We start from the raw sequence: 14,048 nt of genomic DNA on the forward strand, positions 1-14,048 counted from the left end.
AGGACTGCTCCTCCATGTGATCCTGATGGCCGGGGTCCTGATCTCGATGTTCCCGTTCTACTGGACCATCGTGATGGCGACCAACACGACGCAGGACATCACCAAATACCCGCCGAAGCTCACCTTCGGGTCTCATCTGTTCGACAATATCCAGCGGTTGCTGGACAGCATCGATTTCTTCGGGGCGATGTTCAACACGGTCATTGTGGCCGTGAGCACGACAGCGCTCGTTCTACTCCTGGACTCTCTGGCGGCGTTCGCCTTCGCCAAATACGAATTCCCCGGCAGACGCGTCCTGTTCGCGATGCTGATGGGCATCTTCATGCTGCCTCTCCAGCTCGCGATCATTCCCCAGTACCTCATCATGGCGGAGCTGGGCTGGCTGGGCTCACTCAAGGCCGTCATTTTTCCGGCGACAGCGAACGCCTTCGGAATCTTCTGGATGCGTCAGTACATGATCGGCGCCATTCACGACGAACTCATCGACGCCGCCCGCATGGACGGCTGCGGCTTCTTCCGGCAGTACTGGCACGTCGGGTTGCCGGCCGTCCGGCCGGGGCTCGCCTTCCTCGGCATCTACACCTTCGTCGCCGCGTGGAACGACTACGTCTGGCCGCTCGTCGCCCTGGTCAACCCCGACAGGGTGACCCTGCAGGTCGCCCTCTCCCAGCTCAATGTCTCGCACGGCCGGCAGGACTACGCCATGGTGATGGCCGGCGTACTGCTCGCCGTACTGCCGCTGGTGCTGGTCTTCTCCCTGTTCGCCCGCAGCTTCATCGCGGACGCCACCAAGGGGGCGGTGCGCGAGTGAGGGGCTGAGCCGGTCAGGTGCGCGGGCGGGAGCGGGCCCACTGCCCGCTGCCCGCGATCGCGGGCGGGTTCAGCATGAGCGACCGGCGATGAGGGAGGCCGGGCGCCTACCAGCGTGAAGGGCCCGTCCGTCGCGGACGGGCCCCACGCGTGTGCTGTCACTCGCGAATCAACGTCGCAGCAGGAGTCAGTGGTCGGTCGCCCGGGGCGTCAGCAGATCCTCAAGCGAATAGTTTCCAACAGGAACTAGGTATCGCAGCCGGATCGCCGCCGAGGCACGCAGCCGGGGACACGAGATCACCGGCGTCGTCGCTCCTGAAACACCTGGGAAACCGGCGTTTCCTAGACTCCGGCAGGTGCACCTGACAGTCCTTGACGCCCCCAACGAGTGGAGCCGGTTCGCCGAGGGCTCCATCGAACGCCGTATGTTGCTCGCCCTCGGCGACCGGCTCGGCACCAGGCTGCGCCCGAAGCCGCTCATGCTGCCCGACGGCAGCCGCGTCGAGGTCGAAGGGATCGACGACGCGGGCCGCGTACTCGTTCAGCTCGTCAGCAATCAGGGCGCGTACAAGCCCGCCTACCGCAACAAGGTCATGGCGGACATGTTCAAGCTGCTCTGGCTGCGGGACTCTGTACCGACCGCCGAGCGCTCAGCGCTCCTCATCACCGAGCTGGTCGTGCAGGCGCTCGGCGGCTGGGTGGCACGCGCGGCGGCGGACCTCGGGATCGAGATCTACGTCTTCGACGGCAACACGGCCGTAACGCTGCAAGACCGAACGTAAGGCCCGCGAAACAAACCGGAGCGGCGGAGCGAAACACAAGGCTCCTACGGTCGGGGACACCTAAGCGGATTTCCGCGTGGCAGTCACCCGCACTCGCTACGCACGCTCTCCGACTTCCAGGACCGGGCCTTCGTGCTCGCTACATGGATGGGAGCGTGAAGGTGACTGGTACGCCAGCACTTGAACTGCGGTCGGTGCACCGGGTCTACGGATTCGGGTCCTCCGCGACCAATGCCCTCGACGACGTCCATTTGACGGTGCCGTCCGGCCGCTTCGTCAGCCTCATCGGCCCCAGCGGCTGCGGCAAGTCGACACTGCTGCGCCTCGTCGCCGGCCTTGAGCAACCCGACCACGGCGAGGTGCGGGTGCACGGTGTCCCGCCGGCGAAGGCGTGCGCCGCCAAGCTGATCGGCCTCGTACCGCAGAGCCCGGCGTTGCTGCCCTGGCTGTCCGTGCTGCGGAACGTCACACTGCCGCAGAAGATCAACAAGGGTGCCGCCGGGCGCCGCGAGCGCATCGCCGGCTTCGCCGAGCGGGACGCCGCGCCCTCCGCCCCCGACATGCGGGAACTCCTCGTCAAGGCGGGTCTCGGCGAGGCCATGCACAAGCTCCCGGCGGAGCTGTCCGGCGGTATGCGGCAGCGTGCCGCGATCGTGCGCGCCTTCGGCCTGCGGCCCGACGTGCTCGTCATGGACGAGCCCTTCTCGGCGCTCGACGAATTCACTCGGGAGAGCCTGCAGGACCAACTGCTCGATCTCTGGGACGAGTTGAAGACGACGGTCCTGTTCGTCACCCACTCCGTCCCCGAGGCCGTCCGGCTCTCCGACACCGTGGTCGTCATGGCCCCGCACCCCGGCCGCATCGTGGACACCATCGACGTCGACCTGCCCCGGCCGCGCGGTGAACGCCTCTTCGGGGAGCGCCGCTTCCACGAGTACGAGGACCTGATCCGAGACCGCCTTCGCCGTGCCTGGCACGGCGAAGCCGCATGAGTGGGGCGTGAGGACATGACCGTAGCCGACGAACGCACCGCCGCCCCGGCGACCGAGACGGAGCCGCCCGTCGAACCGTCGCGCTTCAGCCTCAGCCACCCGAGGTCCCGGATCGCGTGGATCCGCCCGTCCGTCTGGTCGCCCCTCCTCGTGATGCTGGCGATCCTCGCCGCCCTCTGGCAGTGGGGAGCCGAGGAACTGCCGTACCTGCTGCCGCCGCTGCCGGACATCGGCAGCTCGCTCGCCACGCAGTTCGGCTATTACGTCGACAACGCCCTGGTCACCCTGGGCGAGGCGGTGGCCGGCCTCGCGATGGGGTTCGTCGCCGCGTTCGTCCTCGCGGTGCTGACCAGTGAACTCCCCCTGGTGCGCCGGGCGGTCATGCCGATCGCCGTCGTCCTCAACGTCACCCCGCTCGTGGCGATCGCACCGGCGCTGGTCGTGGCCTTCGGCTTCGGCCCGCTGCCCAAGCTCGTCATCGCCGGTCTGATCTGCTTCTTCCCGATCCTCATCAACACCGCGGCCGGTCTGCGGTCCGTGCCGCAGCAGGTGCTGCAGGTGTACCAGACGATGGACGCCAGTCGCTTCGAGCTACTGCGGCACGTGCGCATCCCCAACGCGCTGCCGTACGTGTTCGCCGCGCTGCGCATCGTCTTCCCGCTGTCGATCGTCGGCGCCGTGGTGGCCGAGATGTCTGCGTCAGGATCGACCCGCGGCCTCGGCACCGCGATCAGCGTGGCCTCGTCGATGAACCAGCTGCCGGTCGTATACGCCTCGATCCTCGTCCTCGCGGTCATGGGCGTACTGCTGCTGCTCGTCGTGACGCTGGTCGAGCGCCGCGTGCTCCATTGGCACGACAGCGCGCACAACTGACGCGCCCTCACACCGACTTACCCTCACATCGCTCCACCCGTGGCCCGCGAGGGCGGGGCGCTCGGCGACCCATGCCCTCATCCACCCCCTTCCCCGGCACCCATCGCCAGTTTGGAGTCACCCATGTCATCCCTGTCGCCCAAGCAGTACCGCCTCATCAGATCCGGACTCGCCTCCCTCGCCGCCGTCACGCTGACGGCCGGCCTCGCGGGATGCGGCTCGGACTCCGAAGACAGCACCTCGACAGGCTCGGAAGGTTCCGCGATCTCCGCCGACCGCTGCGCCGAGAACAAGGCCGCCGGCAAGATCACCTACCTGTCGGGCTACCAGTACCAGTCGTCGGTGTCGATCCTCGAGTACATCGCCGCCGACAAGCTCGGCTACTTCAAGGACCTCTGCCTCGACGTCGACCTCAAGCCCGGCACCGGCGACACGGCTCAGAACACCAAGCTGCTCGCCAGCGGCCAGGCGACCGTGAGTCCCGTCTCCCAGCAGGACGTCATCCAGGCCCGGGCCAACGGGATCGACATCACGGGCATCTCCTCGTACTCGGACGCCGGCCTCGAGATCCTGATGACGAACAAGGACATCACCGACCTGACCCAGCTCGACGGCAAGGTCGTCGGCCACAAGGGCTTCGTACCCGCCGGCGTCAGGGCGATGATGGTCAAGGCCGGAGTCGACTGGGACTCACTCAAGCTGGTCAAGCAGGGGTACGACCCCTCCGTACTGCCGCGCAGGCAGGGCGGCCTCGAAGCGCTCACAGGATTCGTCTCGAACGAGCCCAACCAGCTCAAGGCGGTCGGCGACGACGTCACCGTGTGGAAGCCGGTCGACTACGGCGTCCCGAGCTCGCTCGGCGCGATGGCGGTGAACCCGAAGTTCGCCAAGGCGAACCCGCACACCGTCGAGGACATCCTGCGCGCCGCGCTGCACGCCTACGACTACTGCTCGGCCGACGACAAACACATCGCCGAGTGCGTCGGATACGCGGCCGAGCTGTCCGGACCGACGTACGACAAGAAACTGAACGCGACCATCTGGAAGACCGAGACACAGATCGCCAAGGACAACCCGACGTCCGGACAGCCGTTCGGCGCCATCGACCCCAAGAACGTCGCGGGGCTCGTCGACATGCTGCACCAGTTCAAGATCGTGCCCGACAGCGTGACCGCCGCCCAGGCCGAGGGATGGTTCGACACCTCCCCCGTGACGAACATCCACACCGCCGACAAGCTTGTCTGGCCCGCCCCGTAGCCGCATCGTGCCGGGACAGCCCGCACGGCTCCCGGCCTCCCCACGCGGCAGCAGAAATCTCACGGAAAGGCCCACCAACGTGTCCGCGAAAGAGTACGGAATCTTCCTCCCCATCGGGAACGGCGGATGGATGCTGTCCACGACCGCTCCACACCCCGAGGCGACCTACGCGTGGAACAAGCGCGCGGCCCTGCACGCGGAGACCATCGGCCTCGACTTCATCATGTCGATGGCCAAGTGGCGCGGCTTCGGCGGCAGCACCGACCACTGGGGCCGCTCGCTGGAATCGATGACGATGATGGCGGCGCTCGCCGAGGCGACCAGCCGGGTCAAGATCTGGGCGACCCTGCACGCCAACGTCCACAACCCCGCCATCGCGGCGAAGATGTTCACCACCCTCCAGGACATCTCCGGCGGCCGCGCCGGCATGAACATCGTCAACGGCTCCTACGTGGGAGAGTTCGAGCAGTTCGGGGAGTGGGACCCCCAGCTCAGCCACGCGGACCGCTACGAGATGACGGAGCTGTGGACGGAGGCGGTCACCCGGCTGTGGACCGAGGACTCCGTCACCATGCACACGCCGTACTTCGACCTCGTCGACTGCGAGTCCCGCCCGCATCCGGCCACCCGCCCGACCATCATCAACGCAGGCCGGTCGGAGGAGGCTCGCCGCTTCCAGGCCACGTACGCCGACGGCGCCTTCCTCGCCGCCGAAAGCCTCGACGAGATGCGGAAGCTCTCGGCGGACGTCCACCAGCGGGCGAAGGCGGGCGGCCGGGTATGCAAGACCTACTCGATGCTCACCGTCGTCCAGGACGAGACCGACGAGCTGGCAGCCAAGAAGGTGAAGGAGTGGGGCGCGGGCCTCGACCGCGAGGCTCTCACCCATATGCGCCGGACCTGGGGCGTGCCCGAGGACCAGGCTCGCGCGTGGGCCGAGGGCGCGGGCGGTGAGGCCGCGTTCCAGACCCCGTACGTCGCGGGATCGGCGCGGACGGTCACCGATCACATCGAGTACATCGTGCGCGAGGCCGACCTCGACGGGCTCATGCTGATCTTCCCGGAGTACGACGAGGACATGCTGCTGTTCGGCGAGACCGTACTGCCCGCCCTGCGCGAGCGCGACGAGGTGGCGGCCTGATGTCCGACCTGCGGAAGAGACAACTCACCCACCTCACCCGGCCCGGCAGCAGGCCCGCGCTCGTCGTGGTCGACGTACAACGGGACTTCGCCGACCCCGACTGCCTTGCCGAATACGGCCTGACGGATGCAGCGCTGTCGGCGCTCGATCAGGCGGTCACCCGCATCGGCGGTCTCGTCGACGCCGCGCGGGCGGCCGAAGTACCGGTCCTCTGGGTCGAGTTGGGCAGTGATCCCGCTCGGCCGTGGCGGTCGAGCAACTGGCTGCGCGGAGGCGACTACGACGCACCCATGAGCCCGGCCGAGCCGTGTGTCCTCGGTACGCCCGGGGCCGAGTGGTACCGCGTGCGGCCCGCAGAGGGCGAACCGCGCGTGGTCAAGCGCGGGTACAGCGGCTTCCTCGGTACCGATCTCGACGCGCGGCTCCACACGGCCGGCTGCGACTGGCTCACCGTCGTGGGCCTGACGAGCGAGTGCTGCGTCGACGCGACCGCCCAGGACGCCGTGCAACTGGACTGGCCCGTCGTCGTTCCCCGGGACGCGACGGCCGCCTACGACCTCGACATCAACGCCGCGGCCCTGGTCCAGCTGGGACTCAACGTGGCCGTACTCAGCGACACCGACGAGGTCGTCGAACTGTGGAAGAAGGGCGTGCGGTGAACGGCATGCACATCGGCTTCGACCTCTCCTTCACCCACACCGAGGGGGCGTGGGCCCGGCAGGGCTCGTGGGTCGGGCAGGACTTCCCCGACGTACGCATGTACATGGAACTCGCGCGGACGGCCGAGCGGGCCGGCGTCGGCATGCTGTTCTTCGGCGACGGAAGCGGCATACCCAGCACCTGGCGCGGGAGCATCGAACCGGCCGTGGAATGGGGCATCCAATGGCCGCGTCACGACATGTCGCCGGTCATCGCGGCCATGTCCACCGTGACCGAGAAGATCGGCTTCGGTCTGACGTACTCGTCGACGTTCATGCATCCCTTCTACGTCGCCCGGCTGCTGAACTCGCTCGACCATGTGACGGGCGGGCGCATCGCCTTCAACGTGGTCGCCTCGACGCGCGGCGCGGACGCGGCGAACTACGGGTTCGCGGAGCTGATGGACCACGACCTCCGCTACGAGCGGATGGAGGAGTTCGTCGCGGTCTGTCGCGCGCTGTGGGACTCGGTGGCGCCCGACGCCATCGTGCGCGACCGGGACACGGGCCGGTTCGCCGACCCCTCGAAGGTGCGCCCGATCGATCACCAAGGGCGCTTCTTCACCGTCAAGGGCCCACTCGCGTCGGTACCCAGTCCGCAGCACCACCCGCTCATCGTCCAGGCGGGCAACTCGCCCCGGGGCATTGCCGCGTCGGCACGGCTCGCCGATCTCGTCTTCGGTTTCGGCGGCAACCTCATGGCCCAGCACCGCCACCGCAAACTGCTCGACGAGGCGCTCCTCGCCGAGGGGCGCGACCCGGCCGAGGTGGGCATCCTCTGGGCCACGCAGGTCATCGTCGGCCGCACGACGGCCGAAGCGCGGGCACGCCGCGACGCGGTGCACGAGTTCTGGAACGAGGAGGCCGTCGCCACCTACCTGTCGCACAACGCCGGCTACGACCTCTCGACGCTGCCGGAGTCGTTCCGCCTGGCCGAGCTGCGCGACGAGATCGTGGCGGCCAACGCGAGTCCGGCGGGTCTCCTCGGCTCGCTCATCGCCGAGTTCGGCGAGGACCACACGATGAGCCGGAGCGAGTTCTTCGCGCACGGCCGCGGCAGGGCGACGGGGCTCGACCACAGCATCGTCGGCGACCCCGCCACCGTCGCCGACGCCCTGGAGGAGAACTTCGCCGCGACCGGATCGCGCGGCGGCTACATGTTCTCCAGCCCGCTGGCCATGCCCTCGGGCTTCGCCGAGATCAGCGAGCTGCTGCAGCCGGAGCTGCGCCGCCGCGGCGCGCTCGCCCCTGCCTACCCCGGCGCCACGCTGCGCGAGAACCTGGCGGTGTGAGATGACCGCAGGGACGAGCGAGCGACGCCAATGGCTCGCCCTCGGCAGCCTGTGCGCGGGGTTCTTCATGCTCCTGCTGGACAGCACGATCACCTCGGTCGCGCTGCCCGCGCTGATCGCCGGGCTGCACACCACCGAGACCCTCGCGATCTGGGTCAACAGCGGCTACCTCATCGCCTACGCCGTGCCCCTGATCGTCGCCGGACGGCTGGGCGACCGCTACGGCCACCGGCGCGTCCACCTCGTCGGACTCGCGGCCTTCACCCTCGGGTCGCTGCTGTGTGCGCTGGCTCCCACCATCACGGCACTCATCGCATGGCGGGTGGTCCAGGGCATCGGTGCCGCGCTGATGACACCGCAATGCCTCACCATCATCAAGGCGCTGTTCCAGCCGCCGCGCCTCGCCGTCGCGCTCGGCACCTGGGGCGCGGTCGGTGGAGCCGCGGTGGCCGTCGGGCCGCTGGCCGGCGGCCTGCTCGTCGCCGCCGGCGGCTGGCCCGCAGTGTTCTGGGTCAACGTCCCGGTCGGCATCGCCGCGATGGTCGCCGTGGCCGCGTTCGTACCCGCCCTCCCCCGCCAGAAGGCCGGCATCCCGGTGTGGGCGATCTGCGCGAACGCGACCGGCGTCGGCGCCCTCGTCCTCGGCATCCAGGGCACGGACGCCGCGAGCGCGTACGTGCTGGACGTCCCCCGGTGGCTGCTCGCCGCCGTAGGCGTGCTGGTCGTCGTGGGCGTCGTATGGCTGCAACGCCTGGACGGACAGCGGGCGTTGGTGCCGATCGCGTTGCTGCAGAGCCGCGGGTTCGTCACCGCGTCCTGGGCTGCCGCCGCGGCGGCCTTCAGCGCCGGCTCGGCCATGATCCCCCTGATGCTCTATCTCCAGCAGGAGCGCGGGCTCGATCCCGGCGCGGCGGCCCTCACCCTCGTACCGATGGGCGTGCTGTGCCTGCTCGGAGCGCCCGTCTCAGCCCGGCTGAACAACGGCATCGGGCCCCGTGCGGTCGCCGTCATCGGCTCCCTCGCGCTCGTCCTGTCCATCGGGGCATCGGCGGTGCTCGTCGCGACGGACGCGCCGATCTCCGTGCTGACCGCCGCCTTCGCGGTGTACGGAGTGGCCAACTCGTTCGTCTGGTCGCCCCTCTCGATCGCGGCGGTGACCGCGGTCGCTCCGGACGAGGTCGGGGCGGCGTCCGGCACGTTCAACGCCATGAAGCAACTCGGTGCCGTGCTCGGCAGCGCGGCCTGTGCCGTTCTACTGGCCGGATTCGGCTACGCGGCCACCCTCGGCGGACTCGCCGCCGTCGGACTGCTCTGCGTCCTGGCGTCCGTGTTCCTCCGAGTCGACCGTCCCGGGGCCGGATCTCCCGCGGCGTCCGCCGCCGCGCCCCAACTACCCACAGGAGTCACCTGATGAAGGCTGTCGCCGTCGTCGGAAACCCCAAGGCCGGCTCGCGCACCCGCGATGCCGCCGAACGCCTCGCCGCGGCCCTCGGGCTCGACTGCGAGGTCGTGGAAGTCGTCGAACTCGGGGTCGGCCTGCTCGGCTGGGGCGACCCGGACGTCACCGCGACCGTCGAGCGGGTGCGGTCCGCCGACATCGTGATCGCGGCATCGCCCACCTACAAGGGCACGTACACGGGCCTGCTCAAGGTCTTCCTCGACCAGTTCCCCACGGCGACCGGCCTCGCGGGCCAGGTGGCACTGCCCCTCATGCTCGGTGCGGGCCCCGCGCACGCACTCGCCCCCGAACTCACCCTCAAACCAGTGCTCGTCGAACTCGGTGCGACCTGCCCCGCGCAGGGTCTCTACCAGCTCGACTCCACCTACACGACGGATGACTCACTCGCCCGCTGGGCCGAGCGGTGGAGTCGGATCGTGCTCGACGCCGCGAAGACGAGGACCGCACGATGACGGCCGTGGAAGGGACGGCAATGGAAGGCTTCACCTCGGATCCCGACGAGATGAAGAGGGCATTCTCCGGATTCCCCTCAGGAGTCGCAGCGCTCTCGGCGCGCATCAACGGCGACCCGACGGTCATGATCGTTTCGTCGTTCGCCGTCGGTGTCTCCTACAACCCGCCCATGGTCTCCTTCGCCGCCCAGCACAGCTCGACGACCTGGCCGGTGCTGTCTCGCGCGCAGACGATCGGGATCTCCGTCCTGGGCGAGGGCCACAGCGACAAGGCCCGGCAACTCGCCTCCCGCAGCAAGGCGGGCCGTTTCGCCGGCCTCGGCACGGTGGAAGCGGCATCCGGCGCGATGTTCCTCGAAGGCGCGCCGGTCTGGCTGGAGTGCACCGTCGAGCACAGCTATCCGGCCGGCGATCACGACATCATCGTGCTGCGCGTGCTCGCCATGATGTCCGACGACGACCGCAATCCGCTTGTCTGGCACCGCCAGACCCTCAAGATGCTGGGCAGCTGACAGGGCTAACGCCGTACCCGCGGCATCCCCAGACCGATCCACGAGATGATCTCGCGCTGGATCTCGTTGTTCCCGCCGCCGAAGGTGAAGATCACGGCCGAGCGGTAGCCGCGCTCCAGCTCGCCGTGGAGCACCGCGCCCGCCGAGCCCTCCTTGAGGACGCCCGCCGCCGCGACGATCTCCATGAGCCAGGCGTACGCGTCCCGGCGCGCCTCGGAGCCGTACACCTTCACGGCGGAGGCGTCCTGCGGGGTGAGGGTGCCCTCCTGGACGGCGTTCACCATCTGCCAGTTGAGGAGCTTCATCGCGTCGAGCTTGGTGTGGGTCTGGGCGAGGCGGCGGCGTACCCAGGGGAGGTCGACGACGCGGCGGCCGTCGGCGAGCTTGGTCTCCATCGCCCAGCGCTGTACGTCGTGCAGGGCGCGGATGGCCATGGTGCCGTGCGCGGCGAGTGTGACGCGCTCGTGGTTGAGCTGGTTGGTGATCAGCCGCCAGCCCTTGTTCTCCTCGCCGACGCGGCGGGAGACGGGGACGCGGATGTTCTCGTAATAGCTCGCGGTGGTGTCGTGCGAGGCGAGGGTGTTGATGAGGGTGCAGGAGTAGCCGGGGTCGGAGGTCGGCACGAGGAGCATGGTGATGCCCTTGTGCGGTGGGGCGTCGGGGTCGGTACGGACGGCCAGCCACACCCAGTCGGCGGTGTCGCCGTTGGTCGTCCAGATCTTCTGGCCGTTGACGATGTACTCGTCACCGTCCCGTACGGCCCTGGTCTTGAGCGCGGCCAGGTCCGTGCCCGCGTCGGGCTCGCTGTAGCCGATCGCGAAGTCGATCTCGCCGGAGAGGATCTTCGGCAGGAAGTACGCCTTCTGCTCCTCGGTGCCGAACTGCATGATCGTCGGCCCGACCGTGTTCAGCGCCATCAGCGGCAGGGGTACGCCAGCCTGGGCGGCCTCGTCGAAGAAGATGAACTGCTCCATCGGGCTCAGCCCGCGCCCGCCGTACTCCTCCGGCCAGCCCACCCCGAGCCAGCCGTCGGAGCCGAGCCGGCGGATGGTCTCGCGGTAGAACCGCTTCTGCGCCGCCGGGTCTGCGTACCGGGCGTGGACGTTCTCCGGCACCAACTCGGTGAAGTAGGCGCGCAGTTCGGTGCGCAACTCCTGCTGCTCCGGCGTGTATTCGAGATGCACGGCGCCTCCTGGCTCCCACGGGGCTCCCACTGGCCTGCTGCTCCGGCCGCCCGGTCCTGACGGCGCACACCGTAGAACGTGTTGCAGAAATTGGGAACACGCAGGAGTGGGTGACACGTGGGTGGCGCAAGGAAAGGCCCCCGGTTGTCCGGGGGCCCATCTCTTGGCTCAACTGCTCAGTGTGGTACGGGAGTTGCCTGTGTGGCGCTCCCCCGCTGGGCGGCAGCCGTACGCGGAGCCAGCACGCGCTCCGCGAGGTACCCGAAGACCAGGCCGTACGCGGTCCACAAGGTCACCTGGATGGCGAGGGCGGCCAGCCGGTACTGCCACAGCAGGGTGCCGGGGAAGCCTTCCGGGACGTCGTTGAAGGACGGCAGGAGCGCGTAGGCCAGGCCGACGACGAGGATGAAGAAGGCTCCCGCGGAGAGGGTGGCGTTCCAGTTGCCCAGGCGTGGTGCGAGGCGCTTGCCGAGGATCACCGTGCCGACGGTCAGCAGCACGCTGAGTACGACCATCAGGAAGTACAGCGTGGTCCGCTGGTTGAGGGTGTCGGGGTTGCCGACGGCGGGTGGGTTGGCGGGGTACTTGAGGAACGGGACGACGTAGACCGCGAGCAGGCCCGCGGTCGACAGCATCAGCGCGCTCGCGCGCGGTCCGAAGCGACCGATCCTGCCGAGTGCGAAGCAGTACGCGAGGGCGGCGATGCCACCGAACGCGACGCCGTAGATGAGGACGCCGGTGCTCAGGCCGGCGGTGGACTGCATGGTGCGGCTGACGAGTTCCTCGCCGCCGTGCTCGTGGGCGTGGGCCTCCTCGAAGGCGATGGCCTCGTCGACGCGTGGTTCGCCGAGGAAGTAGGCGACGACCAGGGCGAGCAGACCCGCGGCGAGTCCCGCGAGCATGCCGCGCACCAGGAGGTTTCTGACGGTTGCTGAGTCCATGTGCTCGTACGCTTCCTCGTCGCCGTCAGTGGCAGGGGAAGCCGAGGAGGTGGCGGGCGTCGTGCACCCACTCGTGCACGCCTTCACCGGAGACCACGGAGGTGGCGCCCTGCTCGGCGCCGACGAAGTAGAGCAGGACCAGCATCAGGATGCCGAAGAAGACCGCCCAGGGGACGATCGCGCCGATCGGCAGCTTGGCCGGCACGGCGGCCGGTGCGGCGGGGTTGGTCACGGTCGGCTGAGCGACGGACTGGGCCATGGCAGAACCTCCTGGGGAACTCGCGTCCCATCTCGGTGGTGCACAGGACGACGGCCACGGGTCTGACTTGCCCGGACTGCACCGCCCCTGGTGGGAGGCGGTCGCTACGGGCTTACAGTGGCGCGACCGTGCCGGATTCTCACCGGCTTCCGTCGAACCGTCGTCAATATCGACGTGACCGTACCGCGAAGCGGGGAGGCGGCCAAGGGCGCACGGGGTGCCGGAGAGTGCGCCGTTGCCCTGGTCACGCGCCAATTCCCGGTATGGGCAAGGGGGTTGATCAGGTGTTGAGCGTGAAAGTGGGCCGATGACCAGCCGAGTGATGTTGATCTCACCAGCGATCAGTGCCGCGTTGCGGGAGGCGCGTTTCGACGACGGATGCCCCCTCGACGCCGCCGGGCTGCGGCTCGCGGAGGCGGCCGCGGGTTCGCTGCCCGCTCCGGACCAGGCCCTGGTCTCCCCCGGCGTGCGCTGCCGCGAGACGGCCGGCGCGCTCGGTCTCGACGCCGCGGACGAGCCCGAGTTGGCGGGACTGGACGTGGGCCGCTGGCGCGGCGCGAGCCTGGCCCAGGTGAGCGCCGAGGAGCCGGAGGCGGTCGCGCGCTGGCTGGCGGATCCGTCCTGCGCCCCGCACGGCGGCGAGTCCGTACGCGAGTTGTGCGACCGGGTCGCCAAGTGGCTCGATTCGGCAGGGCAGTTCTCGGGCCGGACCCTCGCCGTCGTGGAGCCGGAGATCGTACGGGCCGTGGTGGTACGGGCGCTCAGTGCTCCCGAGCCGGCGTTCTGGCGGATCGACGTACCACCGCTGACCGCGACGGAGCTCAGCGGGCGGGCCGGACGCTGGAACGTACGGGTGGGTCGGGTGCTCGGGGACTGACGGGCTGAGGCTTGGGCGGCTGCTCGCCACCTCAGGGCGGCCGACATCCCGGCAGGACCGTCACCCCAGCAGGCCCGTCACCTCAGCAGGGCGAGGAACTCCGTGCAGGCGCGCGCACAGTCCCGGCATGCCAGCGCGCCCTCCTCGGCGCCGGGGTTCCGGTCGAAGACGTGCGCGGTCTCCAGGCAAACGCCGCGGCACCACTCGACCTGGGCACGCGTCGCCGCCTCGTCCTGCCAGGTCTGTTCGGCCAGCACGCGGCAGGTCGCGTCGCAGACCTCCGCGCACATGATGCTCTTGCGCCGCAACTCCTGCTGATCTTCGGGACCGTCGAGATCGGCGAGACTCGCGCGCAGCGCACACACCCGCGCGCACTCGGTACACGCCTGCGCACAGGCGAACCGGTCCTCGAGGAAACGGACGAGTTCCTGCTGATCTGTCGCTGACACGCTGTACGGGTAGCCGGACGCCGTCACGCCAAACCCGGTGACGTCACACGGTGGCCGGTGGCGTCACATG

At 69.2% G+C, this 14,048-nt stretch carries 16 protein-coding genes and 1 riboswitch; of the genes, 12 read left to right on the top strand and 4 right to left on the bottom strand.

Annotation, left to right across the window (positions count from 1 at the left end; genetic code table 11):
- Nucleotides 1–25 precede the first annotated feature (25 nt).
- The 11 genes from ACYVO6_RS18610 (at nt 26) to ACYVO6_RS18660 (ending at nt 10,268) form a co-directional block, all read left to right on the top strand.
- On the top strand, nt 26–811 hold the full coding sequence (locus ACYVO6_RS18610; RefSeq protein ID WP_461062977.1) for a carbohydrate ABC transporter permease: 786 nt from the start codon (nt 26–28) through the stop codon (nt 809–811).
- Between the two features lie 355 nt (nt 812–1,166).
- On the top strand, nt 1,167–1,592 hold the full coding sequence (locus ACYVO6_RS18615; protein WP_461062510.1) for a hypothetical protein: 426 nt from the start codon (nt 1,167–1,169) through the stop codon (nt 1,590–1,592).
- A 161-nt stretch (nt 1,593–1,753) separates the two neighbouring features.
- Nucleotides 1,754–2,584: an ABC transporter ATP-binding protein gene (locus ACYVO6_RS18620; protein WP_461062511.1), complete on the top strand. Its 831-nt coding sequence runs from the start codon at nt 1,754–1,756 to the stop codon at nt 2,582–2,584.
- Between the two features lie 15 nt (nt 2,585–2,599).
- Nucleotides 2,600–3,457 (top strand): ABC transporter permease, encoded by an 858-nt coding sequence (locus ACYVO6_RS18625; RefSeq protein ID WP_461062512.1) that lies wholly within the window; start codon nt 2,600–2,602, stop codon nt 3,455–3,457.
- A 123-nt stretch (nt 3,458–3,580) separates the two neighbouring features.
- A complete protein-coding gene (locus ACYVO6_RS18630) occupies nt 3,581–4,714 on the top strand; it encodes an ABC transporter substrate-binding protein (protein WP_461062513.1) in 1,134 nt (377 codons plus the stop codon).
- 79 nt (nt 4,715–4,793) lie between these two features.
- Entirely contained in the window at nt 4,794–5,855 is a 1,062-nt protein-coding gene (locus tag ACYVO6_RS18635) for an LLM class flavin-dependent oxidoreductase (protein ID WP_461062514.1), read from the top strand.
- Nucleotides 5,855–6,514, top strand: coding sequence for a cysteine hydrolase family protein (locus ACYVO6_RS18640; RefSeq protein ID WP_461062515.1), 660 nt, complete (start codon nt 5,855–5,857; stop codon nt 6,512–6,514). The genes ACYVO6_RS18635 and ACYVO6_RS18640 overlap by 1 nt, the downstream gene beginning before the upstream one ends.
- A gap of 5 nt (nt 6,515–6,519) precedes the next feature.
- Complete coding sequence (locus ACYVO6_RS18645; RefSeq protein ID WP_461062979.1) at nt 6,520–7,845, top strand: NtaA/DmoA family FMN-dependent monooxygenase; 1,326 nt, start codon at nt 6,520–6,522, stop codon at nt 7,843–7,845.
- A 1-nt stretch (nt 7,846) separates the two neighbouring features.
- Complete coding sequence (locus ACYVO6_RS18650) at nt 7,847–9,256, top strand: MFS transporter (RefSeq protein ID WP_461062516.1); 1,410 nt, start codon at nt 7,847–7,849, stop codon at nt 9,254–9,256.
- Complete coding sequence (locus ACYVO6_RS18655; protein ID WP_461062517.1) at nt 9,256–9,756, top strand: NAD(P)H-dependent oxidoreductase; 501 nt, start codon at nt 9,256–9,258, stop codon at nt 9,754–9,756. Before ACYVO6_RS18650 ends, ACYVO6_RS18655 begins: the two co-directional genes overlap by 1 nt.
- Nucleotides 9,753–10,268, top strand: a complete 516-nt coding sequence (locus tag ACYVO6_RS18660; protein WP_461062518.1) for a flavin reductase family protein — start codon at nt 9,753–9,755, stop codon at nt 10,266–10,268. The genes ACYVO6_RS18655 and ACYVO6_RS18660 overlap by 4 nt, the downstream gene beginning before the upstream one ends.
- A 5-nt stretch (nt 10,269–10,273) precedes the next feature.
- Here the strand turns inward: ACYVO6_RS18660 and ACYVO6_RS18665 are convergent, their stop codons facing one another.
- From ACYVO6_RS18665 to ACYVO6_RS18675, 3 genes are all read right to left on the bottom strand, one after another.
- The gene (locus ACYVO6_RS18665) at nt 10,274–11,452 is read right to left on the bottom strand and encodes an acyl-CoA dehydrogenase family protein (protein WP_461062519.1); all 1,179 of its coding nucleotides are present in this window, start codon (nt 11,450–11,452) and stop codon (nt 10,274–10,276) included.
- A gap of 176 nt (nt 11,453–11,628) precedes the next feature.
- A complete protein-coding gene (locus ACYVO6_RS18670) occupies nt 11,629–12,393 on the bottom strand; it encodes a CbtA family protein (RefSeq protein ID WP_461062520.1) in 765 nt (254 codons plus the stop codon).
- A 25-nt stretch (nt 12,394–12,418) separates the two neighbouring features.
- Nucleotides 12,419–12,652: a CbtB domain-containing protein gene (locus tag ACYVO6_RS18675; RefSeq protein WP_461062521.1), complete on the bottom strand. Its 234-nt coding sequence runs from the start codon at nt 12,650–12,652 to the stop codon at nt 12,419–12,421.
- Nucleotides 12,653–12,688: 36 nt separating this feature from the next.
- Nucleotides 12,689–12,849, bottom strand: a riboswitch (cobalamin riboswitch).
- A gap of 110 nt (nt 12,850–12,959) precedes the next feature.
- Here ACYVO6_RS18675 and ACYVO6_RS18680 point away from each other — a divergent pair.
- A complete protein-coding gene (locus ACYVO6_RS18680; protein WP_461062522.1) occupies nt 12,960–13,529 on the top strand; it encodes a histidine phosphatase family protein in 570 nt (189 codons plus the stop codon).
- A gap of 77 nt (nt 13,530–13,606) precedes the next feature.
- Here ACYVO6_RS18680 and ACYVO6_RS18685 read toward each other — a convergent pair whose 3' ends face one another.
- Nucleotides 13,607–13,978, bottom strand: coding sequence for a ferredoxin (locus tag ACYVO6_RS18685; RefSeq protein WP_211270730.1), 372 nt, complete (start codon nt 13,976–13,978; stop codon nt 13,607–13,609).
- Nucleotides 13,979–14,048: the final 70 nt, after the last annotated feature.

Source organism: Streptomyces pseudoechinosporeus (assembly GCF_054783935.1).